Raw genomic sequence first — 24,497 nt, 5'->3', positions numbered from 1 at the left:
CAGTGATTCCCGACGTCAAACCGAATAGTGTGCTTTATCTCAGCGGCGTCTCAGTTTCCTTCGACGGCTTCAAGGCGCTGAATTCGCTCTCGATCGTCATTGAGCCCGGTGAGCTCCGCGCCATCATCGGCCCGAACGGCGCCGGCAAGACGACGATGATGGATATCATCACCGGCAAGACCAGACCCGATGAGGGCGAGGTGTTCTTCAACGGCACAATCGATCTCACGACAAGGGATGAGGCCGACATTGCTCAGCTCGGCATCGGCCGCAAGTTCCAGAAGCCGACGGTCTTCGAAAGCCATACGGTCTGGGACAATCTGGAACTGGCGCTGAACCGCCGCCGTGGGGTGTTTTCGACGCTGTTCTACCGGCTTTCGGGCGGGGACAGGGCACGGATAGAGGAAATCCTGGAAACCGTGCGGCTGACGCACCGGCGCGACGAACTGGCGGCCAATCTCTCTCATGGGCAGAAGCAGTGGCTGGAGATCGGCATGCTGCTCGCGCAGGAGCCGAAGCTGCTGCTCGTCGACGAACCGGTGGCCGGTATGACGGACGCGGAGACGGCGGAAACGGCGATCCTGCTCAAGGATATCGCCAGGACCCGGTCGGTTGTCGTCGTCGAACATGACATGGGCTTCATCCGCGACCTCGGCGTCAAGGTGACGTGTCTTGCAGAAGGTTCGGTGCTGGCCGAAGGATCGATCGATTTCGTCAGCTCCGATCCGAAGGTGATCGAGAACTATCTGGGACGGTGAGGAATGCAACCTCCAGGCTTGAACCTGACAAAAGAAGGCGCTCTAAAACGAGTGGGTTTCATTGTGGGGTTTCATCATGGCTTTTCTCGGTATTCTGGTCGCGGCGCTCAGCGGCGCGGTTATCTGGTATTGGCGGTTTAAAATGGTGCGCGAGGCGGGAAACGAGATTATCGATTCAGTCGAGCGTATGCGGGGCGCTTATAAGCGCGGAAAGCGCCGCAAACAGGCGGAGGCGGCGCCGCTCGCTTCGATCGCCGATCCGGCGATTGCGGCGGTCGCCTTCTTCTTCTGCCTTGCCAAGGAGAAGCCGATGTATGTCGACGCGGCGAGGGATGTCATCCGCGGCCGCATGAAAGGCATCATTCGGCCGGCCGACATGGAAGAGGTTCTGGTTTTCGGCGAGTGGGCGTCCAAGAACGTCACCAGTCCCGAAGATCCGATCCGCCGGTTCAGGGATCTTTGGATCAAGGTGCTCGACATGCACGAGCGCCAACAACTGATCGGTATCGCCGAGGACGTAGCTGCGGTCGGCGGCGAGAGAACGAAAGAACAGGACTATGCCCTGCAGACGCTGAGGCGCAGCCTGATGAACTGATGGGGAATGGTGAACGGATGCTGACAGTCGAAAACGCAAATCTGCATTATGGCGCCGCGCAGGCGCTGCGCGGCATCTCCATCAAGGCGGAGATGGGCAAGATCACCTGCGTGCTGGGCCGCAATGGGGTCGGCAAGAGCTCGCTGTTGCGCGCCGTCACCGGCCAGCATCCACTGTCGGCCGGCGCCGTCACCTTCAACGATACGAAGCTGAACGGCCTGCCGCCCTTTGCCCGCGCCAAGCAGGGCATCGGCTATGTGCCGCAGGGCCGTGAAATCTTCCCGCTGCTCACCGTGAGGGAAAATCTCGAAACCGGCTTCGCGCCGCTTGGCCGCCGCGACCGCAATATTCCCGACGATATCTTCAGTCTCTTCCCGGTGCTGAAATCGATGCTGTCGCGGCGCGGCGGCGATCTTTCCGGCGGGCAGCAACAGCAACTGGCGATCGGGCGTGCCATGGTGACGCGGCCGAAGATCCTCGTGCTCGACGAGCCGACCGAGGGTATCCAGCCGTCGATCATCAAGGATATCGGCCGGGCGATCCGTTATCTCCGCGATTCCACCGGCATGGCGATCCTGCTCGTCGAGCAATATCTGGATTTCTGCCGGGAGCTTGCCGACTACGTCTACATCATGGATCGCGGCGAGATCGTGCATGAGGGGCTGGCGGAGACGCTGGACACGCCGGAGGCCCGCCGGCATCTGACCGTCTGACGGGCAGATGCCGCGTTTTGCGGCAATGAGAGCGGCGCTTCGTCGATCTCCCGCACGCATCGCGGTGTCTTCCGGGCGGCATGGGAATTGCTTGCTTTCCGTGATCCGCGCGATGAAATGAAAAGCGGTGGCGCGACCGAAAGGGACGAAATGACGATTGCGGCGGCTGGTACCAGACCGCAAAGAGCGGAGGGACGCGGGCATCTGGCGGCAAGGCTGCTCGACGGCCGCACGCGCATCCGCGAGCTCTATCAGGAGGGCGCGGCGAAGATCCGCCTGCCCGATACGTTCGATACCTCGATGGAAGCCGTCATCATCAATACCGCGGGTGGGCTGACCGGCGGCGACCGGATGGATTGGAGCGTCGTTGCCGGCGCCGGTACGAAGATCGACGTTACCACCCAGGCTTGCGAGAAGATCTACAAGGCATCGGCGGGCACCGCCGAGGTGACGACCCGCATCGAAGTTGGAATGCGAGCGCGCGTAGACTGGCTGCCGCAGGAGACGATACTCTTCGACCGGGCTTCACTTTTCCGCCGGCTCGATGTCGATCTCGACGAAAGCGCCGAGTTCCTGGCCGTCGAGGCGGTGCTGCTCGGCCGCAAGGCGATGGGTGAGGCAGTGGAGACGGGACTCTTTCGCGACCGCTGGCGTATCCGCCGTTCGGGCCAGTTGATCCATGCCGAGGAATTGAAGCTTTCCGAAGGTATTTCGACGCTGGCGGCGCGTCAGGCCGTGCTTTGCGGGCAGGTGGCCTTTGCGACGCTGCTCTATGCCGGGCCGCTTGCGGAGGCCTATCTCGGCAAAGTGCGGACGCTCCTCGAAGGGTCGATGGGCGGTGCAAGCGCCTGGAACGACAAGCTCGTCGTGCGCCTTGCGGCAGCCGACGGTTTCTCGCTGAGAAAAATCCTGATCCCGGTCATTTCCACCTTGCGTAATGGTGCGCCTGTGCCGAAAGTCTGGAATCTCTGAATTTAAGCACGAAGCAGATGGATACGTAATGAACCTCACTCCAAGAGAAAAAGACAAGCTGCTGATATCGATGGCGGCGATGGTGGCGCGGCGGCGGCTGGAGCGCGGCGTCAAGCTGAACTATCCCGAGGCGATCGCGCTGATCAGCGATTTCGTCGTCGAAGGCGCCCGCGACGGCCGCCCGGTCGCCGAGCTGATGGAGGCCGGCGCCCATGTGATCGGCCGCGACCAGGTGATGGAAGGCGTTGCAGAGATGATCCACGACGTGCAGGTGGAGGCGACCTTCCCGGATGGCACCAAGCTCGTCACTGTGCACGAACCGATCAGGTGAGGAGATAGAAATGCTGGAACTCAGACCCAATTGCGAATGCTGCGACAAGGATCTGCCGCCGGAGAGCGCTGAAGCGCGGATCTGCACCTATGAATGCACCTTCTGCGCCGATTGCGTGGACGGCGTATTGAAGGGCACTTGCCCGAATTGCGGCGGCAATCTCGTCGCCAGGCCCATCCGGCCGGCCGCCATGCTTGCCAAAAATCCGGCTTCGACGAAACGTGTGCTGAAGGCCGAGGGCTGTGCGCCCAGGGCGGCTTAGGGAGAACTCTATGATTCCGGGCGAAATCATTGCCGCTAGCGGCGATATCGAACTCAATGCCGGCGCGCCGACGGTGACGCTGGAAGTTTCCAATACCGGCGACCGGCCGGTGCAGGTCGGCAGCCACTATCATTTCGCGGAGACCAATGCCGGACTTTCCTTCGACCGCGCGGCGGCGCATGGGAAACGTCTCGATATTCCGGCAGGGACGGCCGTGCGCTTCGAGCCGGGGCAGACGCGTTCGGTGACGCTGATCCCGCTGTCCGGCAAGCGCGAGGTTTACGGCTTCCGCCAACTCGTGATGGGAAAGCTTTAGAAGAACGGGAGAGGCGAATGCGTCTGAATATTTGCCTCATCGGGGCGGCGATGCTGTTTGTGGCCGGCCGTGTGTCCGCGCAGGATGTCGATTGCAAGAATCCGCAGACGCAATCGGATATGACCTCCTGCGAAGAGGAGCGCCATGAGGCTGCCGACAAGGCGCTGAACGAACAGTATAAGAAGACGCGGGCCGCCATGGCCGCGATCGACAAGGATCTCGATGGCGACATGAAAGGCGCGGAGAAGGCGCTGGTCAAGGCGCAGCGCGCCTGGATCGACTATCGCGATGCAGAATGCGATGCCTTCGGATTTCAGGCCCGCGGCGGCACGATGGAGCCGATGCTGGTTGCCGGATGCCTGGCCGAGGAGACGGATAAACGCACGAAAGAGCTGAAACAGCTCGAAGACACGATGAGCAATTAGGGTGATCAAAAAGATCGTAATCGTCGGCAATGGAGAGGTCGCAGAAGGTCAGGCAGGCATCATCGATGCCGCTGATATCGTCATCCGCTTCAACGATTGCCGCTCCTACGGCGCCGGCGGCAGACGCACGGATGCCGTTGCAGTCTGCAATACCGGCCGGCCGGCCAAGGCGATGCTCGCCTCGCCGGCGTGGCGCGCCCATCCCGGCGTCGTCGCGGCGCGCGAAATCTGGTGCGTGCGCGACCCGGAAAAATTTGCCGCCATGCGGGCGCTGCTTACTGCCTCTCATCCGGAGCTCGACGATTTCTGCGACGACTATACGGATGCGTTCGCTGCCTTCTGCACTGACGCCGGCAAGGCGCATGTCGTCATCGGTAAGGCGCTCCACGAGGACGTTGACGCCTCGCTTTCGGCCTTTGCGCCGGCGCCCTATGTGGTGCCGAGCAGCGGCATGATCGTCATCGCCGAGGTGCTGAACAAATATCCCCACGCCGAGGTGATGCTGGCCGGCTTCGGTCACGCCGGCTGGGAATGGCACCCGTTTGCGGCCGAACGGCAGCTTGTCGATAGTTATGTTGCCGCCAGCCGTCTCACGCGACTCGGCGAAAAACCACTTGTCTCTTCCTCCCACGGAGCCTGATGAATGCCCTACAAGATCTCCCGCGCCGCCTATGCCGGCATGTTCGGACCGACGACCGGCGACAAGGTGCGCCTTGCCGATACGGAGCTCTTCATCGAGATCGAAAGGGATTTCACCAGCTATGGCGAGGAGGTGAAATTCGGCGGCGGCAAGGTGATCCGTGACGGTATGGGCCAGAGCCAGGTGACGCGGGCCGACGGCGCGGTCGATACCGTCATCACCAATGCGGTGATCGTTGATCATTCGGGCATCTACAAGGCCGATATCGGCCTTAAGAACGGGCGCATTGTTGCGATCGGCAAGGCCGGCAATCCCGATATGCAGCCGGGCGTCAATATCATCGTCGGCCCGGGCACGGAGGCGATCGCCGCCGAAGGCAAGATCGTTACTGCAGGCGGCATGGACAGTCATATCCACTTCATCGCGCCGCAGCAGATCGAAGAAGCGCTGATGTCCGGCATGACCTGCATGCTCGGCGGCGGCACGGGGCCGGCGCATGGCACGCTTGCCACCACCTGCACGCCCGGCCCCTGGCATCTCGCCCGCATGATCGAAGCGGCCGACGCCTTCCCGATGAACCTTGCCTTTGCCGGTAAGGGCAATGCCTCGCTGCCGGGAGCATTGACCGAAATGGTGCTGGCCGGCGCGACCTCGCTGAAGCTGCACGAGGACTGGGGCACGACGCCAGGCGCCATCGACTGCTGTCTGTCGGTCGCCGACGAATATGACGTGCAGGTGATGATCCACACCGACACGCTGAACGAAAGCGGCTTCGTCGAGGATACGATCGGCGCCATCAAGGGCCGCACCATCCATGCCTTCCACACGGAAGGGGCGGGCGGCGGGCATGCGCCCGATATCATCAAAATCTGCGGCCAGCCGAACGTCATCCCGTCGTCAACCAACCCGACGCGGCCCTATACCGTCAACACCATCGCCGAGCATCTCGACATGCTGATGGTCTGCCATCACCTGTCGCCGTCGATCCCCGAGGATATCGCCTTTGCCGAAAGCCGTATCCGTAAGGAGACGATCGCGGCGGAAGACATTCTGCACGATATCGGCGCCTTCTCGATCATCTCGTCCGATAGCCAGGCTATGGGCCGCGTCGGCGAGGTGGCGATCCGCACCTGGCAGACGGCCGACAAGATGAAGCGCCAGCGCGGCCGGCTGAAGGAGGAAAAGGGTGATAACGACAATTTCCGCGTCCGCCGCTATATCGCCAAATACACGATCAATCCGGCGATCGCCCACGGTCTCAGCCATGAGATCGGCTCGGTCGAGATCGGCAAGCGCGCCGACCTCGTGCTCTGGAACCCGGCCTTCTTCGGCGTGAAGCCCGACATGGTGCTGCTCGGCGGCTCCATTGCGGCGGCTCCGATGGGCGATCCGAACGCCTCGATCCCGACGCCGCAGCCGGTGCATTATCGGCCAATGTTCGCCTCCTACGGTCGCAGCCTCACCAATTCCTCCGTCACCTTCGTCAGCCAGGCCTCGCTCGATGCCGGGCTGAAGGGCAGGCTCGGGGTCGCAAAGGAACTCGTGGCGGTGAAGAATACGCGCGGCGGCATTTCCAAGGCGTCGATGATCCACAATGACCTGACGCCGGAGATCGAAGTCGATCCGGAGACCTATGAAGTCAGGGCAAACGGCGAATTGCTGACCTGCGAGCCGGCGACGGTGCTGCCGATGGCGCAGCGCTATTTCCTGTTTTAGGCCAGCATCCGTGCATGCGGGGCGGCTGATGAGGACGGGCATCCGCTGGCTGTTGCAGGCCCTATTCCTGCTTCTGATTCTGGCAGCGGGCGGGACCTTCATTCCCCGGCCGTTGATTGCCCCGGTCAAGGCGTCGCCTGCGGTGCCGACCCACCGGGTGCTTCTGCTGTCGGGACCGATCCATACCGATATTGCCATTCCGCTCGATGCGGAGACGCGGGCTGCCTTTTCCTTTCTCGATGATCCCGATTTTCCGCTCGGTCACCCGAATGCGGAATGGCTCGTGGTCGGCTGGGGCGGCCGCGCCTTCTATCTCGAAACACCGACCTGGGGTGAGCTAAAGCCGCTGCCGGTGCTACGGGCGCTGACGATCGATCGTTCGGTGCTGCATGTGGATCTCGCCGGCCATATTGCCGAGCCGCAGCCTGATGTTACCGCATTCGTTATTGGTGACGATGAATTGGCGCGGCTGCGCCAATTCATCGCTGACAGCCTCGTCCGCAACGCGGGCGAGATCGCGCCGATCCCGGATGCGGGTTACGGGGAGATCGATCGGTTTTTCGAATCCAAGGGATACTTCAATGCCCTCTTCGGCTGCAACACCTGGACTGCCGCTGCACTCCGTTCGGCGGGGCTTCGGACTGGCTTATGGAACCCGCTTCCACAATCATTGCGATTGTCTGTCGGTGTCTACAATTGACGCACTCGCTGGCCTATCCGCTCTTAAACGAAATTGTGAACAGAGCTCTCCGTTCGGTTGTAAAAACCACTGGGAAAACCCGGCTTTTCTCCGGCTAGTCCATTCTGAAACAACCCGGCGCAAGATCGTGATAAAGCTATTATATATCAGTATATTAGCTGCTCGTGCACGTTGTTCGATTCAGGGATTGGAGACTTGCAGCCCCTGCTAGAAAAAATCTCTCCACCGAATCGTCGGAAATCGTTCGAATTTTAGCGAGTCGATTAAGACACCCGCAGCAATTGGGCTCTTATCAATGCTTTGAAACGCCGGGCAGGAAGGTCGATTCTCATGAGAAACTGGATGTCGCTGCAGGCCGATTTTGGCGATTTTCAATATCGCAGGCACGTCTATGTCTTTGCGCTGAGGATGAGCTTTCTTGCCGTCATTTTCTCCGGCGTCATCATTGCGCTGACGATACCGCCACTCGGTTTTCTCGGGCTGCTGCCGGTGACCCTTTCGCACGCGATCGGCTTCGGCGCCATTTTTTCCTGGCTTGTCGGCGGCACGGTCTCCGGAATGCTGTCGCTGGCCACAGGCTTCACCATGCATGAGCTGACGCTATCGCGGGCGAAGTTCGAAAAGCTCAGCCGCACGGATACCCTCTCCGGCCTGTTGAACCGGCGCGCCTTCACAGAGGCGCTGGATCGGATCGAAGACGACGCCTCGCTCGTCATTTTCGACGTCGACCGTTTCAAGGCGATCAATGATCGCTTCGGCCATGCCTGCGGCGATGCGGCTATCACGGCGGTCTCGGCGGTGCTGATCACCGCCTTCGACGAATCATCCGTCGTTGCGCGCCTCGGTGGCGAGGAATTCGGCGTCATCGTCTCCGGCGAACCGCTGGAGAAACGGTTGGAGCGGATCCAGGCCGTGCAGTCCGATATCGCCGGCAGGCCGCTCGTGGCAGATGGGAACCATATTGCCATCACCATTTCCGGCGGCGTGGCCGATCTCATTCCTGGGCGCAACAAGCAGCAGGTCTACGCCTCGGCCGACCGGGCGCTTTATCTCGCCAAGGCGCTCGGACGCAATCGCGTCGTGCACGAGCGGGAGGGACTGCATCATGCCTGGCACGGACTTGCCGAAGCTGGTCCCGACACGGAGGGCAGGGGATTAAGCAGCGACAACGTGATGCAGGCCTACGGGATATAAAAGCCAAGCTGCTAACGAAAGGCCATTGGTGCTTGCATCGGCAAGAGCTATTTTGCATGGTCGCCCTTTCAGCAAAACGGACAAGTCATGCAGCGCGTTACCTCCTATCTTCCTGTCGGAACCCCGTCCTCCCACCCGACCGCCCAGGTCAAACTACCGCATGATTTGCGGCATCTGCGCCGCAAGCTGCTGCATTTGGAAAATGGCGAGATGGTCATGCTCGATCTCAAGGATCCGGTGCTCTTCGCCAATGGCGACCTGCTTGTGCGCGAAGACGGCGAACTGATCGAGATCCTTGCGGCCGACGAGAAACTCTTCGAGATTCGCGGACGCGACCGCACGCATCTGGTCGAGCTTGCCTGGCATCTCGGCAACCGCCATCTTGCCGCCCAGATCGAGGAAGACCGCATCGTCATCCTGCGCGACCATGTCATCCGCACCATGCTGCAGGGGCTCGGCGCCACCGTGCTCGATATCGAAGAGCCCTTCCAGCCGGCACGTGGAGCCTATCATTCCCATGGCGGACATTCGCATGACCACGGGCACGCTCATCACGACCACGGGCACAATCATGACCATGGCCATGACCATGGCCATGACCATGATCACACGCATGGCCATGACCACAAGCATGATCACACCTGCGACCATGATCATGGGCACGGGCATCACGGCCACAAACACGACTGAGGCTCGATGAGCGAAGATCGTGAGTTACAGGCACTGCTGCGCCTGACGGCATGGCTTTCACCGGCCTTTCCGATCGGCAGTTTTGCTTATTCGGGCGGGTTGGAGGGGGCGGTGGCCGATGGGCTCGTCACCGGTGGCGCCTCGCTTGCGGACTGGGTCGTCACGCTGATCGGCCATGGCTCGGTCTGGAACGATGCGGTGCTTCTGGCAGAGAGCCACAGGTGCCAAGCGATCCTCGCGCGCCTTACGGAGGTTGCCGCACTCGCCGAGGCGCTTGCCGGATCGCGCGAGCGTCATCAGGAAACGATGCTGCTCGGCGAGGCCTTCCTCTTGGCGGCGCGAGCCTGGCCGGATGAAGTTTTCGAAAGGCTGCCCGGCAAGACCGCCTACCCCATCGCGGTCGGAGCGGTTGCGGGCGCCCATGGCATCAGACCGGAGAAGGTGCTCGCAGTCTTTCTGCATGCCTATGCCTCGCAGGCGATTTCAGCAGGCATCCGACTTGGCGTCGCCGGGCAGAAGGATGGCGTTGCCATACTTGCCGGGCTTGAAGAGCAGATTGCGGGGATCGCGCGGCGGGCGGCAGCCTCAACCCTCGACGATCTCGGTTCGGCGACGGTGCAGGCCGATATCGCCAGCCTGCGCCACGAAACCCAAACGACCAGACTTTTCCGCTCGTAACCTACCAAAATAATCCCGCAACTGCGCCATTTGACGGTGGCGCCTACCGGCGGCCTCGCTATCATCGCAATCCTATTGGAGTACGACATATGAAATCACGAAACGGACCTCTTCGCGTCGGCATCGGCGGGCCGGTCGGCTCGGGCAAGACGGCGCTGACGGAAAAGCTCTGCAAGGCGATGCGCGACGATTATTCCGTCGCTGTTGTCACCAACGACATCTATACGACCGAAGACGCCGAGGCGCTGGTGCGCATGCAGGCCCTGCCTTCGGAGCGCATCGTCGGCGTGGAGACGGGCGGCTGCCCGCACACCGCCATTCGCGAGGATGCGACGATCAATCTTCAGGCGATCGCGAGCCTCAACGAGCGCATTCCCGATCTCGACGTGGTCTTCATCGAATCCGGCGGAGACAATCTGGCGGCAACTTTTTCGCCGGATCTCGCCGATATCACCATCTATGTCATCTCCGTCTGCCAAGGCGAGGAAATCCCGCGCAAGGGCGGGCCAGGCATCACCCGCTCGGATCTGCTCGTCATCAACAAGAAGGATCTGGCACCCTATGTTGGCGCGGATCTGGAGGTGATGGACCGGGACGCTACCCGCATGCGCGCAAGCCGCCCCTTCGTCTTCTCCGACATGAAGCGCGGCGACGGCGTCAGCTCGATCGTCAGCTTCCTGAGGGAGCAGGGCGGGCTTTGAAGCTGCGCGACAGGCGATGTTGCGGAACGTCGAACTGAAACGGGCCGGGAAATTGCTCCCGGCCCGTTCTGTTTTTCGGATTTCGCTCATTCAGCCGCGAATGGCGGCAAGCGAAGCACATTGGTATCTTTGGCGCTCTTGCGCTTGCTTTCCGGCTTTTCGATCGCGGTCAGGCGCTCGTCCAGCGCATCGATATCGCTGCGGTTCTCGCGGGTCACGCGGGTAAGATCCTCGCGCGAGAGCGGCAGGTCTTCCTCGTCCTTCCTGCCGACCAGGCGTCCAAACATCCAGCCGAGCAGGCGGGACAGATCGTCCATGATCAGGAAGAAGGAAGGCACGACGACGAGCGAAAGCACCGTCGAGACGATGATGCCGCCGATCACGGCGATTGCCATCGGCGCGCGGAACGAGCCGCCTTCGCCGACGCCGAGCGCGGACGGCAGCATGCCTGCCGACATGGCAATCGAGGTCATGATGATCGGCCGGGCGCGTTTGCGGCCGGCTTCGACCATGGCTTCGACCCGCGTCATGCCCTGGTGGCGCATCTCGATCGCGAAATCGACGAGCAGGATGGCGTTCTTGGTGACGATACCCATCAGCATGAGAATGCCGATCATGACTGGCATGGACAGCGGATTGTTGGTGACGATCAGGCCCGCCGCGACGCCGCCGATCGCGAGCGGCAGCGAGAAGAGGATGGTGAAGGGCTGGATCACGTCCTTGAAGAGCAGGATCAGCACCGTCAGCACCAGCAGAAGGCCCATCAACATGGCGTTGACGAAGCTCTGCTGCATCTCGGTCTGCACCTTGGTGTCGCCGCTTTCGGCAAGATGCACCGTCGCCGGGATTTTGGCCGCGTTGACGATCTCACGGAAGCGGGCCGAGGCCGTGTCGAGCGCCACGCCCTGCGGCAGGTCGGAACCGATCGAGACGACGCGGTAGCGGTTATTGCGCTTGATCGAGCTTACGCCTTCCGAATAGTCGATATTGGCGACGCTGGAGAGCGGAACGGTGCCGCCGCTGGCGGTCTGGATCTTCAGTGCCCGGATGGCGGCAAGGTCGCGGCGCATGTCGAGCGCTGCCTGCACCCGGATCGGGATCTGGCGATCGTCGAGCGAGATCTTGGCTAGTGCCGCATCGACATCGCCGATGGTGGCGACGCGGATCGTCTCGGAGATCTGCTGCGGCGTGATGCCAAGGCGGGCGGCTTCATCCTTGCGCGGATACACCTGCAGTTCCGGACGGGGCAGGGCACCGTCGGCGCTGACATTGGCGAGCAACGGATCGGCGCGGAGTTTCGATTCCAGAATGCCGACGGCCTCGTTCAGGTCCTTCTCGTTTTTGGAGAGAAAGTTGAAGGAGAGGTCGCGTTCGCCGCGGTCGTTCAGCTTCAGGATATGGACATCGGGAATATCGCGCAGCTTGGCGAAGACTTCCTTCTCAATATCCCATTGCGGGCGCTCACGGCCGTGGACTTCCACCTTGGGCAGCATCGGCCCAATGACCGGAATCCGGCCGAGCACGTCGTTGACCACCTTCTTGACCAGCGACTGGTCGAGCTTGTGGAGTGCCAGCGTGATGGTCGCACGGCGCAGTTCGAGATCGCCCTTCGGGGATGCGCCGCCGAGAACGAAGACGCTCTCGACGCCGTTGATGTCCTTGACCCTGTCATAGATCGCATTGGTCGTCTTCTCGGTGTCGTCGAGCCGCGCATTGGGCGGTAGCTCGACGGAGAGAACGATGCGCGAGGCGTCTTCCGGCGGCAGGAAGCTGCCCGGAACCTTCATCAGCAGGAAAACCGAGCCAACGAGAAAGCCAATCGCCGCAAGCAAAGTCAGATATCGCGAATACTTATGCCCGGTCGTTCCCCGGATCAGGCGCGTATAACCCTTCATCAGCAGACTGTCATTGTCGTGATGGTCTTCCATCCCGTCTTCGGCGCGCATCAGATAGGCGGCCATCATCGGGGTGATCAAGCGCGCGACCAGCAAAGAGAAGAAGACGGAGAAAGCGACGGTCAGGCCGAACTGGATGAAGTACTGGCCCGGAATGCCCGGCATGAAGGAAACCGGCACGAAAACCGCGATGATGGTGAAGGTGGTGGCGATGACGGCGAGGCCGATTTCATCCGCCGCCTCGATCGCCGCCCGATAGGGCGTCTTGCCCATTTTTATATGGCGGGCGATGTTCTCGATTTCCACGATCGCGTCGTCGACCAGGATACCTGTCGCGAGCGTCAGGGCGAGGAAGCTGACGAGGTTCAGCGAGAAACCCATCATGTCCATGACCCAGAAGGTCGGGATTGCAGAGAGCGGCAGCGCGATGGCCGAGATCAGCGTCGCCCGCCAGTTTCGGAGGAACAGCAAAACGACGATGACGGCAAGCAGGGCGCCTTCCAGCAGCGTGTGGATGGCGGCTTCGTAGTTGCCGTAGGTGAAATAGACCGAATCGTCGATCATTTCGATCTTCACGTTCGGATTTTCGCTTCGGACCTTATCGAGGCTCTGCGCGACCGTTTCGGCGACGCTGACCTCGCTGGCGCCCTTCGAGCGGAAAACGCCGAAGGTAACAACAGGCGTATCGTTGAAGCGCGAAAAGGATTTCGGCTCCTCATAGGTGTCCTTGATCACGCCGAGATCGGACAGCTTGACGAAGCGTCCGCTCGGCAGCGCAATCGTCGTGTCGGCAAGTTCGGCGACGTTACGGGCATCGCCCAGAACGCGGATCGCCTGTTCGCTGCCCGCCACCTGGCCGCGACCGGAGCCGAGATCGACATTGGTGCCGCGCAGCTGATCGTTCACGCTTGCGGCGGTGATGCCGTAAGCATCGAGCTTACCAGGCGCGAGTTCGATGCGCACTTCGCGCTCCGCGCCGCCGTAGCGGTCGACGCGGCCGATGCCGGCCTGGCCCTGCAGGGCGCGCTTGATCGTGTCGTCGACGAACCAGGAGAGTTCTTCCAGCGACATGTCGGGTGATGACACGGCGAAGGTCTGGATCGCCTGGCCCTCGACATCGACCTTGGTAACGATTGGTGCTTCGGCCGTCGCCGGCAGATCGCTGCGGATGCGGTCGATCGCGTCCTTGACGTCCTGTACGGCCTGTTCCGTCGGCACTTCCATCCGGAACATGACGTTTGTCTGCGAGCTGCCGTCGGTCACCGTCGACTGGATTTCGTCGATGCCGGTGATCGAGGCGATCGCATCTTCGATCTCCTTCGTCACCTGCATTTCCAGTTCGGCCGGCGAAGCGCCGCTTTGCGTGACGCTGATCGAGACGAGCGGTACGTCGATGTTCGGGAAGCGCGTGATCGGCAGCGTGTTGAAGGACTGAATGCCGATGAAGATCAGCAGGCAGAAGGCCAGCAGCGGCGCGATGGGATTTCGAATGGACCAGGCTGAAAAATTCATCGGATGGTCTCTTTAGTTGGAAGCGGAGGGCTGTTCACGCACCGGCGTGATGTGGTCGCCGTCGCGGACATAGGCGCCCGCCTTGGCAACGACCTCGTCGCCGCTCTTCAATCCATTGACGATCTCGACATAGGCGCCGTCCTGGATGCCGGTCTCGATCTTGGCGAATTTCACCACGCCGTCTTCGACCTTGCGGGCGGAGGAACCTTCGTTGCCGGTGAGCACCGCCGTCAAGGGAAGCGATACGCCCTCGGTTTGGCGGACGATGATCTCGGCGCTACCATACATGCCGGAACGCGCCTTGCTGTCATCGTCGATGGAGATATGGACGAGGCCGAGGCGGGTCACCGAATCGACGGTGGGTGAAACCAGGCGCACGGCGCCGGAAAGCTTTTCGCGGCTGCCGGAAAGCGATATCGTCGCCTTCTGGCCGGCCATGATCCTGACGATATCGCTTTCGGCGACTTCGGCAACGAGCTCGATATCGCCGTCGCGGATGATGGTGAACAGCGGATCCCCGTTGCCGGCGGCGATCGCGCCGACCTTGGCGTTCTTCGCAGAAACCACGCCGGCAACCGGCGTCTTAACGTCGGTGCGGGCGAGCTTCAGATCGGCGTCGGCGATCTGGCTGTCGAAGACCTTCAGATCGGCTTCGGCGACCTCGATCGCCTGTTCGGCGGAGACGACGCGGGCATTGGCGGCAGCGGCGGTTGCATCGGCCTGCTCGACCTGGGCGGTAGAAACGGTGCCCTTCTTGCCCATTTCCTGGGCGCGGGCCTGCTGCTGCCTTGCCTGTTCTGCATTGGCCTGCGCTTCGATGAGCTGGGCGCGCAGCTGGGCGAGGCTTGCCTCGCCCTTGGCCTTGGTCGCCATCATCTGGCTCTTCTCCAGGACCAGCGCGTCGTCGTTCAGCGTCGCCAGCGTGCTATCCGCCTGAACCTTGTCGCCGATATCGGCTTTCAGCGTGCGGATCGACAGTCCCTCGACCTGCGGCTGGATATAGACTTCCTCGACGGGCTTGACCGTTCCGGTGCCGATGACACGGTCGACAAGAGTGCGGTTCACAGCCGTGGTGACAACGATCGCCGGCAGGTTCTGCTGCGGCTTTGAGACCGGCGCCTCCTGCGAAAAGGCGGTGGATGCAGCCAGCGCCGCTGCAAAAAGGGTGGATGCGCCTAAAATTCCGGTCGGCTTGCGTGCCATGCGTTTTCGTCCAATCTCGTCAGAAGGCTAGCCGAATTCGCGCGTCTGCCATTGAGCTCGCGACCAGGCCACTGCCTTTCCTGCATTCTCAGGGGTATCCACACGTCTTTTGCCGTCTTCATCCCTCGCCGGCAAATCGGCTTCTAATTGGTATCGATTTGCTCGATATGCAAGCCCGGCAGAAAACAATTCCCCATGAGCTGATATTAATTACCATCAGAACTTGAATCAATCACCGAAGGGTTATGCGAACATGACGATGATTGATCCTGCCTCTATCCAATGACGTTTGACGCCCGATAAATGCGACAGATGCACGGTGTTTTTTCAACAAGCGGGAAAAATATCAAACGCGCGGAAATATTCTCCGCGCGTTTGCCTCAAATGTGGCCGTCCTTACTTGGATGCGGCGTCGGTGATCTCGTGCGTCCAGGCGCCCGACGGTTCCTTGCTGATGATCTTCTGGTCGAGCAGCGCTTTGGCGGTGCGGGCATAGAGCGCCTCGTCCAGCTTGCCGGAGCCGTCGCCGACGAGCTTGGCGACTTCGCCCATCATGCGCTTCTGATGGTTTTCGTCCTGGCCGCCATTGTCCACGACGATCTCTGCCGCCTCGTCCGGGTTCGCGGTCGCATATTTCCAGCCCTTCATCGAGGCGCGGACGAACTTGACCATCTTCTCCTTGAACGCCGGGTCCTTCAGCTTGTCTTCCATGGCGTAGAGGCCGTCCTCGAGAAGGTCGTTGCCCATTTGCGTATAGTTGAAGACCGTCAATTCCTCCGGCTTAAAGCCGGCATCGATCGCCTGCCAATATTCATTATAAGTCATGACGGAGATGCAATCGGCCTGCTTCTGGACGAGCGGCTGCACGTCGAAGCTCTGCTTCAGCACGGTGACGCCGTTCGGGCCGCCTTCGGTGGAAAGACCCAGCTTGTTCATCCAGGCGAAGAAGGGGTATTCGTTGCCGAAGAACCAGACGCCGAGCGTATGGCCCTTGAAGTCGGCCTCGGTCTTGACCGGGCCGTCCTTACGGCAGATCATTTCCAGGCCGGACTTCTGATAGGGCTGGGCGATGTTGACCAGCGGAACGCCCTTTTCGCGGGCAACCAACGCGCCGCCCATCCAGTCGACGATGACATCGGCGCCGCCACCGGCGATCACCTGCTCAGGCGCGATATCGGGACCACCCGGCTTGATGTCGACGTCGAGGCCTTCCGCCTTGTAGAAACCCTTCTCCTGGGCGACGTAATAACCGGCGAACTGGCTCTGTGTGACCCATTTCAGCTGCAGAACCACCTTGTCGGCGGCCATAGCATGGGCCGCTGCAAGGGACATGGCGCTCGCCATCATTGCAACCATCAATTTTTTCATTTTCTTGTCCTTACCCTCTGAAGTTATGCCCGGACCCCATTTGCGAGGCCGCGCGCGCCTAGCCACCACGGATAGACGGATGCCAGAACGTCACCGCCCGTTCGGTCAGGGCGATGATGCCATAAAAGATCGAGCCGGCCAGCGCCGCGACGGCGATTTCCGCCCAGACCATGTCGACATTCATGCGGCCGATCTCGGTCGAGATGCGGAAGCCCATGCCGACGATCGGCGTCCCGAAGAATTCCGCAACGATGGCACCAATCAGCGCCAGCGTCGAGTTGATCTTCAGTGCGTTGAAAATGAAGGGCATCGCCGCCGGAAGCTTGAGCTTGAGCAACGTCTGCCAGTCGCTCGATGCGTAGGTGCGCATCAGGTCGCGCTCCATGCTGCCGGAGGCGGAAAGGCCTGCCACGGTGTTCACCAGCATTGGGAAGAAGGTCATGATGATGACGACGGCGGCTTTCGACGGCCAGTCGAAGCCGAACCACATGACCATGACCGGAGCGATGCCGATGATCGGCAGGGCCGACACCATGTTGCCGATCGGCAGCAGGCCGCGGCGCAGGAAGGCGATGCGGTCGGCCAGCACCGCGACGACGAAGCCGCTCAGGCAGCCAACGATATAACCGATCAGGACCGCCTTGAAGATCGTCTGTCTGACGTCGTCGCCGAGGATGGGCAGAGAGGCCATGATGCGGGCGCCGATGGCGCTCGGCGGCGGCAACAGGATGAATGGAATGCCGGCGCCGCGCGTGATCGCTTCCCAGAGGATGAGAATCCAGGCGCCGAAAATCGCCGGAATCAGCAGTTCGAGCACCGATGCACCGAAGGCGGCGGCAGGCGGCACTTTCGAAAGCTCCGTGACGCATCGCCAGGCGAGCAGCCAGGCAGAGAAGAGCAGCAGGAAGTAAGCCCGCGTTGCCGTGCCCTCGTTGCCGGAAAGTGCCGCAAGCAGCAGCCAGGCGGCGCCATGCGCGCCGATGAAAAGCACGGTGGCGCGATAGGCCGGTGGCTGCGGTGCAAAGGACAGGAGAGCGGCCGAAGCGATGACGATGAAGATGAGGCTCGCGGTGCCGTCGGTCAGGGGACGGGCTGCACCGTTGGACAGAAGCGGCAAGGTCGCCAGCGCCGTGACGCAGAGAAGAAGAGCCGCCGTGCCTTGCCAGGAGAAGGTCAGGCGCCTCATGCCGGCCTCCCGCCCATGGCGCGGTCGACGATCTTCGCCGCCAGGCCGACAATCGCGACCAGAACGCCGGCAAGCAGCGAGCCGGCGACCAGCGCCGCCCAGATGTCAATTGTCTGGCTGTAATAGGAGCCGGCGAGCAGCTTCGAACCAATACCGGCAACCGCGCCCGTCGGCAGCTCACCGACGATGGCGCCGACGAGGCTTGCTGCGATCGCGACCTTCATCGAGGTGAAAAGAAACGGGATCGAGGCAGGGACGCGCAGTTTCCAAAAGGTCTGCATCGGGCTGGCATTATAGGTGCGCATCAGGTCAAGATAGAGGATTTCGGGTGACCGCAGCCCCTTCACCATGCCGACGGCGACGGGAAAGAAGGAGAGGTAGGTGGAGATCAGCGCCTTGGAGACGAGACGGGAGGCGTCGGAATCGAGGTTCAGCAGATGCGCCAGCGCATTATCGCCTGTGAGCACGTTGTAGGAGATGATGACGATCATCGGCGCGATGGCGAGGATCGGTATCGTCTGGCTGGCCACGAGCCAGGGCATCAGCGAGCGGTCCATGGCGCGGTTGTGCACGATCAGCACGGCGAGAAGAATGCCGAGCAGCATGCCGAAACCGAAGCCGAGCAAGGTGGAGGAGAGCGTTATCCAGCTGTGATAGACGAGGCTGCGGCTGCTCGAAAGGCTGCGCAGGAAAGTGTTCTCATAGACATTCTGCGCCACCTGATGCGGCGCCGGCAGGATCGGCTTTGGCTGCGCCAGCGTCTTGCCGATGAATTCCATCGTGGTCGGCGTGACGCCGGCGCGGCTGTCCATGTCACGCTGGAACGGCGCATTCATGAGAATGGCGGCGACATACCAGATGGCGATCAGGCCGAGCAGGATCGTGGTGACAGGAACGATCTTGTTTTTGAAGGTGTCTGGTTTCACAGCGACTGCCTCCATCTGTTGGCGTCGAGTGCGGAGCCACCCCCCTCTGCCCTTGAGATCAACGCTCTAAACCTCATGGCTATGCCCCGTCCTCAGCCCCTCGCGGACACGATGGGCGATTTCCAGGAATTCGGGGGTGTCGCGGATGTCGAGCGGGCGTTCGGCCGGCAGGGTGGAGTCGATCACGTCGGTCACGCGGCCGGGGCGCGGCGACATCACCACGATCTTGGTCGAGAGGTAGACCGCCTCGGGGATCGAGTGGGTGACGAAGCAGATCGTCTTGTTGGTGCGGGCCCAAAGCTTCAATAGCTCTTCGTTCAGATGGTCGCGGACGATCTCGTCGAGCGCACCGAAGGGTTCGTCCATCAACAGCAGGTCGGCGTCGAAGGCGAGCGCGCGGGCGATCGAGGCGCGCTGCTGCATGCCGCCGGAAAGCTGCCAGGGGAATTTCTTTTCGAAGCCGGAAAGGCTGACGAGGTCGAGCGCCTCGGCGATGCGCCGCGTGCGATCAGCGCCACCATAACCCATGATCTCCAGCGGCAGGGCGATGTTGTTTTCGATCGTGCGCCAGGGATAGAGCGCCGGCGCCTGGAAGACATAGCCGTAGGCACGGGCCCTGCGCGCCTCCTCGGGCGTCATGCCGTTGATCGAGATCTCGCCTGATGTGCTCTTTTCGAGATCGGCGATGACCCGCAGGAAGGTCGTCTTTCCGCAGCCGGACGGGCCGATGAAAGAGACGAAATCGCCCTTGCGGACATCGAGATTGACATCGCTCAGCGCCCGAACGGGGCCGTCATTCGCTTGATAGGTGAGACAGAGATCCTTGGCGGATACGACCGAGGGTGCTTGCATCAATGCGACCGATCTTGTTTTCCCCGCGGGACCGCGGTTTGCGTGTTACCATCACCGCAGGCTCTGCCGGCGGCACAATTTACGGAGTAAGAAGATGGATGCGACATCAAAACCCACCTGCCACATCGTTCGTCCCAAGCACGCCTATGACGGCAAGCAGGGGCTCAGCTATTTCGAAGGGATAGCGGCCGAGACCGTCGGCGCCACGGGCATCTGCATGCACCTCCTGACGATCCCGCCCGGCGTGCGTGCCAAGGCGCACCTGCACGAGGCGCATGAGACGGCGATCTACGTGCTCTCCGGCGAGGCTCATACCTGGTACGGTGACCAACTGGAGCATCACGTCGTCACCCATGCCGGCGAGCTCTTCTACATCCCGGCCGGCGTGCCGCATATGCCTGCGAACCTCAGCAGCACGCCCTGCACGGCGGTCATCGCCCGCACCGATCCGCACGAGCAGGAAAGCGTCGTGCTTCTGCCGGAGCTGGACGCGTTGGTGCCGGCGTGAGGTCATCCGCATGGAGGCGTCGTTCCCCAGATGATGGCCGTATCGTTATGCTCCATCGTCACACGCCGGTTGCCGGGATGCCGCTGCGTTCCACCTTGCGCGGGGAGGTGATCTCCTTCCAGGTGGACAGCGCTTTGCTGACGGCTGTCACCGGTTCGCGTCTGACGAACTCGCCGTGGCCCTCGCGGGTCTTGATCGTGTTTTCCTCGATCGCGACGACGCCGCGCGTCAGCGTATAGCGCGGCAGGCCGGTTACTTCCTTGCCTTCGAAGACGTTGTAGTCGATCGCCGACTGCTGGCTCTTGGACGAGATAACCTTCGAACGGTTCGGGTCCCAGACGACGATATCGGCATCGGCGCCGACGAGTATCGCGCCCTTCTTCGGATAGATATTGAGAATCTTGGCGATGTTGGTCGAGGTGACGGCGACGAATTCGTTCATCGTCAGGCGGCCGGTGTTGACGCCGTGCGTCCAGAGCATAGGCATTCGGTCTTCAAGGCCGCCGGTGCCGTTCGGGATCTTGGTGAAGTCGCCGACGCCGAAACGTTTTTGCGCCGTGGTGAAAGCGCAGTGGTCGGTTGCGACCACCTGCAACGAACCGGAGGCAAGTCCGGCCCAGAGCGAGTCCTGATGCTGCTTGCTGCGGAACGGCGGCGACATGACGCGGCGGGCGGCATGGTCCCAATCGGGGTTGGAATATTCGCTCTCGTCGAGCGTCAGGTGCTGGATCAGCGGTTCGCCATAGACGCGCATGCCCTTGGCACGCGCCCGGCGGATCGCCTCGTGCGCCTGTTCGCAGGAGGTATGGACGATATAAACCGGGCAGCCGGCCATGTCGGCGATCATGATGGCGCGGTTGGTGGCTTCGCCCTCGACTTCGGCGGGACGGGAATAGGCATGCGCCTCGGGGCCGTTATTGCCTTCGGCGAGCAGCTTTGCCGACATCGAGGCGACGACGTCGCCGTTTTCGGCATGCACCAGCGGCAGCGCGCCAAGTTCGGCGCAGCGCTGGAAGGAGGCGAACATCTCGTCATCGTCGACCATCAGCGCGCCCTTGTAGGCCATGAAGTGCTTGAAGGTATTGATGCCCTTGTCGCGGACGATGGTCTCCATCTCCTTGAAGACCTGCTCGCTCCACCAGGTGACGGCCATGTGGAAGGAATAGTCGCAATTGGCCCGCGTCGATTTGTTGTCCCACATGGTCAGCGCTTCGAGCAGCGACTGGCCAGGGGCGGGAAGGGCGAAATCGACGACCATGGTCGTGCCGCCGGAAAGCGCCGCACGCGTGCCGCTCTCGAAATCGTCGGAGGAATAGGTGCCCATGAAGGGCATTTCGAGATGGGTATGAGGATCGATGCCGCCGGGCATGACGTAACAGCCCGTGGCATCCAGGCTCTCTTCACCTGAGAGGTTCGGACCGATCTCGACGATCTTGCCGCCGTCGATCTTGACGTCAGCCTTGTAGGTGAGGTCGGCCGTGACGATGGTGCCGTTCTTGATGACTGTGGTCATGGCTGCTGTTCCTTCTCCCTGCGGTCTCTTGTTGTTACTGCTCAACTGCCATCGTGGGCATACCACTTCGCAGGAGCGCTGCACCCTTGGCGATGAGGCTGTAGACGGCTTCCTCACTCAGCTCATCTGGCGTGTCATGCTCTTCCTCGTAATACCAGTCGGGCTGGTCAACGACATCAGTGCCGCCGACGGACAATGACCAAAAACCATCGCTTTCGCGAAAGTAGAAATCCTTGCCATCGATCAGCCCAGTTGACTGTACGGGATGGCCGCCGTTGGGACGTTCGACCAAAATGCCGGGCATGGAAGGGCCGAGTTCGATTCGAACGACACAAGGCCTAGGTCCATAGATATAATAGGTTCGATGGGGCCCATTTGGGTCGGGGTCATCCGAATTGGCCAGTTGGACCCCGGAAGGTTCATACCGCCAAAAGCTGGGTATTTGCGGAAGCCTAATCCGCTCGCCTGCGGTGTTGACGCCAACATAATAGATCTGCACGCTAGGGATGTCGCCCCACGGCCCTTCAGTCACTGGCACCACATTGGAGGTGGCCCATGCGATGTCGTCGGCAGTTCGCTGAATTCCGAACTTAAAGGCATCGGCATAGTCGAGATACGTCGTTGGCAAGTTCGACGCCATCACACCACAATCTCCGCCGTCTCCACAACAGCATGGAACAGCACATCGGCACCCGCCGTCGCCCATTCCTTGGAAATCTCTTCCGCCTCGTTGTGGCTGAGCCCGCCGACGCAGGGGCACATGACCATGGTGGCAGGCGCCACCTTGGCGGCCCAGCAGGCGTCGTGGCCGGCGCCGGAGATGATGTTCATGTGGCTGTAACCCAGGTGTTCAGCGGCAGAGCGAACCGAGGCGACGAGCTTTTCGTCGAAGGTGACCGGCGCGAAATGGCCGATCGCCTCGATGGAACAGCCGACACCCAGTGCATCGCAGATGCCAGGCGCTTCCGCTTCGATCTTTGCCCGCATGCGATCGAGCTTGGCCTTGTCGGGCGAACGGATGTCGACGGTGAAGACCACTTTGCCCGGCAGCACGTTGCGGGAGTTCGGCGAGAAGAAGACCTGACCGACGCCGCCGACGGCGCCCGGCTGTTCGCCCATCGCGACAGCCTGGACCATTTCCAGGATGCGCGACATGGCGAGGCCGGCATTGACGCGCATGTTCATCGGTGTCGAGCCGGTATGGGCTTCCTTGCCGGTGAGCGTGAATTCCAGCCACCACAGGCCCTGACAGTGGGTGACGACCCCGATCTGCTTGTCTTCGGCTTCGAGGATAGGGCCCTGCTCGATGTGATATTCGAAATAGGCGTGCATCTTGCGGGCGCCGACCTCTTCGTCGCCGACCCAGCCGATGCGCTTCAGCTCATCGCCGAAGAGATTGCCTTCGGGATCCCTGCGGTTATAGGCGAAGTCCAGGCTGTGCACACCGGCGAAGACGCCGGACGCCAGCATGGCAGGGGCGAAGCGCGCGCCTTCCTCGTTCGTCCAATTGGTGACGACGATTGGATGCTTGGTCTTGATGCCCAGGTCGTTCATCGTCCGCACGATTTCGAGGGCCGAAAGCACACCGAGAACGCCGTCATATTTGCCGCCGGTCGGCTGGGTATCGAGATGCGAGCCGACATAGACCGGCAGGGCATCGGGATCGGTGCCGGGGCGGGTGGCGAACATCGTGCCCATGCGGTCAACACCCATGGTCAGGCCCGCTTCGTCGCACCATGTCTTGAAAAGGTTTCGGCCCTCGGCATCCGAATCCGTTAGCGTCTGGCGGTTGTTGCCGCCGGCGATTCCTGGGCCGATTTTCGCCATGTCCATGAGACTGTCCCAGAGACGGTCGCCATTGACGCGCATGTTCTCGCCTGGTGCTGCCACCATTCTTCAAGCCCTCACCTGTTTGCGGCAGTCATGCAAGGGGCATGCCCGCCTGTTCCCATGGTCTGATCCCGCGCCTCTTATTGGTTTTATCGAGCGCCGGAAAATCGCCAGTTGCCTTTGTTTTTCATCTGGCGGATATTTGACCGATTGGTAAACATTACAACTTCCACCGCCGGGCTCAAGACGAAAATCACGAAAATTGCCGATAAAAATGCGGGCAGTTGCTCAAGAAAATGGCAGGACCGACCCTAGCCAAGACTTGAGCGAAGAAGTTGAATTGCAAGGGGAAACGATAGCCTATGGCTATTCCGAGAGCAGCGAAGACCTTGCGGCGGACGCGAATCCAGGAGGAGAAGGAAGAGCAGATTCTGGAGGCGGCGCTCGATGTCTTCTCGGCCCGCGGCTTTCGCGGCTCGACGATCGATCAGATCGCCGAAGTGGCCGGCATGTCGAAGCCCAATCTGCTCTATTATTTCCGCACCAAGGAAGCCATGCACCGGGCGCTGATCGATCGGGTGCTCTACACCTGGCTGGAGCCGCTGCGCGCCTTCGACGCCGAGGGCAATCCGGAGGAAGAAATCCGCAGCTACATCCGGCGCAAGCTTGAGATGGCGCGCGATTTTCCGCGCGAGAGCAGGCTTTTCGCCAACGAAGTGCTGCAGGGTGCCCCCCATATCGAGGACGAGCTGAAGGGGCCACTGAAGGAATTGGTCGACGAGAAGGCGGAGGTCATCCGCGCCTGGACGAAATCAGGCAAGATCGTCGAGTGTGATCCCTACCACCTGATCTTTTCGATCTGGTCGACGACGCAGCATTATGCGGACTTCGACGTCCAGGTGCGCGCCGTGCTGGGGCAGGAGCACGCCGGCGAGGGGCGCTTCGAGGATGCGGCGCGGTTTTTGGAACAGCTTTTCATCGGCGGGCTGCGGCCGGATACTGCAAGAACTTGA

Annotated in this window: 26 protein-coding genes; 17 read left to right on the top strand and 9 right to left on the bottom strand. The window is 61.5% G+C overall.

Translation table 11 applies throughout. The features are described from left to right. Positions 1-2 precede the first annotated feature (2 nt). The 15 genes from urtD to ureG all read left to right on the top strand — a co-directional run bounded on the left by urtD (position 3) and on the right by ureG (position 10,691). The gene (gene urtD, locus HJC00_RS23905; RefSeq protein WP_210631573.1) at positions 3-758 is read left to right on the top strand and encodes an urea ABC transporter ATP-binding protein UrtD; all 756 of its coding nucleotides are present in this window, start codon (positions 3-5) and stop codon (positions 756-758) included. Positions 759-834: 76 nt separating this feature from the next. Then, entirely contained in the window at positions 835-1,353 is a 519-nt protein-coding gene (locus HJC00_RS23900) for a hypothetical protein (protein ID WP_221164708.1), read from the top strand. Positions 1,354-1,370: 17 nt separating this feature from the next. Further along, complete coding sequence (gene urtE, locus HJC00_RS23895) at positions 1,371-2,066, top strand: urea ABC transporter ATP-binding subunit UrtE (protein WP_210630109.1); 696 nt, start codon at positions 1,371-1,373, stop codon at positions 2,064-2,066. Between the two features lie 150 nt (positions 2,067-2,216). Beyond that, positions 2,217-3,038, top strand: coding sequence for an urease accessory protein UreD (locus tag HJC00_RS23890; protein ID WP_221164707.1), 822 nt, complete (start codon positions 2,217-2,219; stop codon positions 3,036-3,038). Between the two features lie 28 nt (positions 3,039-3,066). Beyond that, on the top strand, positions 3,067-3,369 hold the full coding sequence (locus HJC00_RS23885; RefSeq protein WP_064695492.1) for an urease subunit gamma: 303 nt from the start codon (positions 3,067-3,069) through the stop codon (positions 3,367-3,369). Positions 3,370-3,379: 10 nt separating this feature from the next. Next, a complete protein-coding gene (locus HJC00_RS23880; protein ID WP_210630113.1) occupies positions 3,380-3,631 on the top strand; it encodes a DUF1272 domain-containing protein in 252 nt (83 codons plus the stop codon). A gap of 10 nt (positions 3,632-3,641) precedes the next feature. After that, positions 3,642-3,947: an urease subunit beta gene (locus HJC00_RS23875; RefSeq protein ID WP_003542314.1), complete on the top strand. Its 306-nt coding sequence runs from the start codon at positions 3,642-3,644 to the stop codon at positions 3,945-3,947. Between the two features lie 17 nt (positions 3,948-3,964). Then, on the top strand, positions 3,965-4,372 hold the full coding sequence (locus tag HJC00_RS23870) for a lysozyme inhibitor LprI family protein (RefSeq protein WP_210630115.1): 408 nt from the start codon (positions 3,965-3,967) through the stop codon (positions 4,370-4,372). A 1-nt stretch (position 4,373) separates the two neighbouring features. Then, positions 4,374-5,012 carry a Urease operon accessory protein gene (locus HJC00_RS23865; protein ID WP_221164706.1) on the top strand — a complete coding sequence of 213 codons (639 nt, stop codon included), beginning with the start codon at positions 4,374-4,376 and terminating at the stop codon, positions 5,010-5,012. Positions 5,013-5,015: 3 nt separating this feature from the next. Next, complete coding sequence (gene ureC, locus HJC00_RS23860; protein ID WP_210630119.1) at positions 5,016-6,728, top strand: urease subunit alpha; 1,713 nt, start codon at positions 5,016-5,018, stop codon at positions 6,726-6,728. Between the two features lie 28 nt (positions 6,729-6,756). Then, a complete protein-coding gene (locus HJC00_RS23855; protein ID WP_221164705.1) occupies positions 6,757-7,428 on the top strand; it encodes a TIGR02117 family protein in 672 nt (223 codons plus the stop codon). Between the two features lie 330 nt (positions 7,429-7,758). After that, positions 7,759-8,622, top strand: coding sequence for a GGDEF domain-containing protein (locus tag HJC00_RS23850; RefSeq protein WP_221164704.1), 864 nt, complete (start codon positions 7,759-7,761; stop codon positions 8,620-8,622). A gap of 87 nt (positions 8,623-8,709) precedes the next feature. Then, positions 8,710-9,312 carry an urease accessory protein UreE gene (gene ureE, locus HJC00_RS23845; protein WP_221164703.1) on the top strand — a complete coding sequence of 201 codons (603 nt, stop codon included), beginning with the start codon at positions 8,710-8,712 and terminating at the stop codon, positions 9,310-9,312. Positions 9,313-9,318: 6 nt separating this feature from the next. Next, positions 9,319-9,990, top strand: a complete 672-nt coding sequence (locus HJC00_RS23840) for an urease accessory protein UreF (RefSeq protein ID WP_221164702.1) — start codon at positions 9,319-9,321, stop codon at positions 9,988-9,990. An 89-nt stretch (positions 9,991-10,079) separates the two neighbouring features. Next, positions 10,080-10,691, top strand: coding sequence for an urease accessory protein UreG (ureG, locus tag HJC00_RS23835; RefSeq protein WP_210630128.1), 612 nt, complete (start codon positions 10,080-10,082; stop codon positions 10,689-10,691). 86 nt (positions 10,692-10,777) lie between these two features. On the opposite strand, the gene HJC00_RS23830 is transcribed toward ureG, so the two are convergent. From HJC00_RS23830 to HJC00_RS23805, 6 genes are all read right to left on the bottom strand, one after another. After that, positions 10,778-14,098 carry an efflux RND transporter permease subunit gene (locus HJC00_RS23830; protein WP_210630130.1) on the bottom strand — a complete coding sequence of 1,107 codons (3,321 nt, stop codon included), beginning with the start codon at positions 14,096-14,098 and terminating at the stop codon, positions 10,778-10,780. 12 nt (positions 14,099-14,110) lie between these two features. Continuing rightward, positions 14,111-15,301 carry an efflux RND transporter periplasmic adaptor subunit gene (locus HJC00_RS23825; RefSeq protein WP_221156050.1) on the bottom strand — a complete coding sequence of 397 codons (1,191 nt, stop codon included), beginning with the start codon at positions 15,299-15,301 and terminating at the stop codon, positions 14,111-14,113. 396 nt (positions 15,302-15,697) lie between these two features. Further along, positions 15,698-16,669 (bottom strand): ABC transporter substrate-binding protein, encoded by a 972-nt coding sequence (locus HJC00_RS23820; protein WP_221164701.1) that lies wholly within the window; start codon positions 16,667-16,669, stop codon positions 15,698-15,700. 58 nt (positions 16,670-16,727) lie between these two features. Beyond that, positions 16,728-17,855 carry an ABC transporter permease gene (locus HJC00_RS23815; RefSeq protein WP_210630134.1) on the bottom strand — a complete coding sequence of 376 codons (1,128 nt, stop codon included), beginning with the start codon at positions 17,853-17,855 and terminating at the stop codon, positions 16,728-16,730. After that, on the bottom strand, positions 17,852-18,781 hold the full coding sequence (locus HJC00_RS23810) for an ABC transporter permease (RefSeq protein WP_210630136.1): 930 nt from the start codon (positions 18,779-18,781) through the stop codon (positions 17,852-17,854). The genes HJC00_RS23815 and HJC00_RS23810 overlap by 4 nt, the downstream gene beginning before the upstream one ends. Positions 18,782-18,847: 66 nt before the next feature. Beyond that, positions 18,848-19,633, bottom strand: a complete 786-nt coding sequence (locus HJC00_RS23805) for an ABC transporter ATP-binding protein (RefSeq protein ID WP_221164700.1) — start codon at positions 19,631-19,633, stop codon at positions 18,848-18,850. A gap of 94 nt (positions 19,634-19,727) precedes the next feature. Between HJC00_RS23805 and HJC00_RS23800 the strand changes: the two genes are divergently transcribed. Then, positions 19,728-20,141 carry a cupin domain-containing protein gene (locus HJC00_RS23800; RefSeq protein WP_210630139.1) on the top strand — a complete coding sequence of 138 codons (414 nt, stop codon included), beginning with the start codon at positions 19,728-19,730 and terminating at the stop codon, positions 20,139-20,141. Between the two features lie 58 nt (positions 20,142-20,199). Here HJC00_RS23800 and hydA read toward each other — a convergent pair whose 3' ends face one another. Genes hydA through HJC00_RS23785 form a run of 3 tightly spaced genes read right to left on the bottom strand, consistent with a single transcriptional unit; the run spans position 20,200 to position 23,547 of the window. Continuing rightward, positions 20,200-21,654 (bottom strand): dihydropyrimidinase, encoded by a 1,455-nt coding sequence (gene hydA / locus HJC00_RS23795; RefSeq protein WP_221164699.1) that lies wholly within the window; start codon positions 21,652-21,654, stop codon positions 20,200-20,202. 34 nt (positions 21,655-21,688) lie between these two features. Next, the gene (locus tag HJC00_RS23790; protein WP_221164698.1) at positions 21,689-22,294 is read right to left on the bottom strand and encodes a hypothetical protein; all 606 of its coding nucleotides are present in this window, start codon (positions 22,292-22,294) and stop codon (positions 21,689-21,691) included. Beyond that, positions 22,294-23,547: a Zn-dependent hydrolase gene (locus HJC00_RS23785; protein WP_210630143.1), complete on the bottom strand. Its 1,254-nt coding sequence runs from the start codon at positions 23,545-23,547 to the stop codon at positions 22,294-22,296. The genes HJC00_RS23790 and HJC00_RS23785 overlap by 1 nt, the downstream gene beginning before the upstream one ends. 299 nt (positions 23,548-23,846) lie before the next feature. Between HJC00_RS23785 and HJC00_RS23780 the strand changes: the two genes are divergently transcribed. Beyond that, positions 23,847-24,497: a TetR family transcriptional regulator C-terminal domain-containing protein gene (locus tag HJC00_RS23780; protein WP_210630145.1), complete on the top strand. Its 651-nt coding sequence runs from the start codon at positions 23,847-23,849 to the stop codon at positions 24,495-24,497.

It is taken from the genome of Rhizobium sp. NLR22b (assembly GCF_019685295.1).
GTDB lineage: Bacteria > Pseudomonadota > Alphaproteobacteria > Rhizobiales > Rhizobiaceae > Rhizobium.
Note: the sequence above shows the minus strand (reverse complement) of the source record. Positions and strands in the feature narration are given on the sequence as shown.

Coding starts and splice junctions, on each gene's coding strand:
- HJC00_RS23875 (WP_003542314.1), top strand. CDS start 3,642: ATGATTCCGGGCGAAATCATTGCCGCTAGCGGCGATATCGAACTCAAT.
- ureC (WP_210630119.1), top strand. CDS start 5,016: ATGCCCTACAAGATCTCCCGCGCCGCCTATGCCGGCATGTTCGGACCG.
- HJC00_RS23785 (WP_210630143.1), bottom strand. CDS start 23,547: ATGGTGGCAGCACCAGGCGAGAACATGCGCGTCAATGGCGACCGTCTC.
- HJC00_RS23805 (WP_221164700.1), bottom strand. CDS start 19,633: ATGCAAGCACCCTCGGTCGTATCCGCCAAGGATCTCTGTCTCACCTAT.
- urtE (WP_210630109.1), top strand. CDS start 1,371: ATGCTGACAGTCGAAAACGCAAATCTGCATTATGGCGCCGCGCAGGCG.
- HJC00_RS23855 (WP_221164705.1), top strand. CDS start 6,757: ATGAGGACGGGCATCCGCTGGCTGTTGCAGGCCCTATTCCTGCTTCTG.
- HJC00_RS23885 (WP_064695492.1), top strand. CDS start 3,067: ATGAACCTCACTCCAAGAGAAAAAGACAAGCTGCTGATATCGATGGCG.
- ureE (WP_221164703.1), top strand. CDS start 8,710: ATGCAGCGCGTTACCTCCTATCTTCCTGTCGGAACCCCGTCCTCCCAC.
- HJC00_RS23820 (WP_221164701.1), bottom strand. CDS start 16,669: ATGAAAAAATTGATGGTTGCAATGATGGCGAGCGCCATGTCCCTTGCA.
- HJC00_RS23900 (WP_221164708.1), top strand. CDS start 835: ATGGCTTTTCTCGGTATTCTGGTCGCGGCGCTCAGCGGCGCGGTTATC.
- HJC00_RS23790 (WP_221164698.1), bottom strand. CDS start 22,294: ATGGCGTCGAACTTGCCAACGACGTATCTCGACTATGCCGATGCCTTT.
- HJC00_RS23890 (WP_221164707.1), top strand. CDS start 2,217: ATGACGATTGCGGCGGCTGGTACCAGACCGCAAAGAGCGGAGGGACGC.
- HJC00_RS23870 (WP_210630115.1), top strand. CDS start 3,965: ATGCGTCTGAATATTTGCCTCATCGGGGCGGCGATGCTGTTTGTGGCC.
- HJC00_RS23830 (WP_210630130.1), bottom strand. CDS start 14,098: ATGAATTTTTCAGCCTGGTCCATTCGAAATCCCATCGCGCCGCTGCTG.
- hydA (WP_221164699.1), bottom strand. CDS start 21,654: ATGACCACAGTCATCAAGAACGGCACCATCGTCACGGCCGACCTCACC.
- HJC00_RS23780 (WP_210630145.1), top strand. CDS start 23,847: ATGGCTATTCCGAGAGCAGCGAAGACCTTGCGGCGGACGCGAATCCAG.
- ureG (WP_210630128.1), top strand. CDS start 10,080: ATGAAATCACGAAACGGACCTCTTCGCGTCGGCATCGGCGGGCCGGTC.
- HJC00_RS23815 (WP_210630134.1), bottom strand. CDS start 17,855: ATGAGGCGCCTGACCTTCTCCTGGCAAGGCACGGCGGCTCTTCTTCTC.
- HJC00_RS23800 (WP_210630139.1), top strand. CDS start 19,728: ATGGATGCGACATCAAAACCCACCTGCCACATCGTTCGTCCCAAGCAC.
- HJC00_RS23840 (WP_221164702.1), top strand. CDS start 9,319: ATGAGCGAAGATCGTGAGTTACAGGCACTGCTGCGCCTGACGGCATGG.
- HJC00_RS23850 (WP_221164704.1), top strand. CDS start 7,759: ATGAGAAACTGGATGTCGCTGCAGGCCGATTTTGGCGATTTTCAATAT.
- HJC00_RS23880 (WP_210630113.1), top strand. CDS start 3,380: ATGCTGGAACTCAGACCCAATTGCGAATGCTGCGACAAGGATCTGCCG.
- HJC00_RS23825 (WP_221156050.1), bottom strand. CDS start 15,301: ATGGCACGCAAGCCGACCGGAATTTTAGGCGCATCCACCCTTTTTGCA.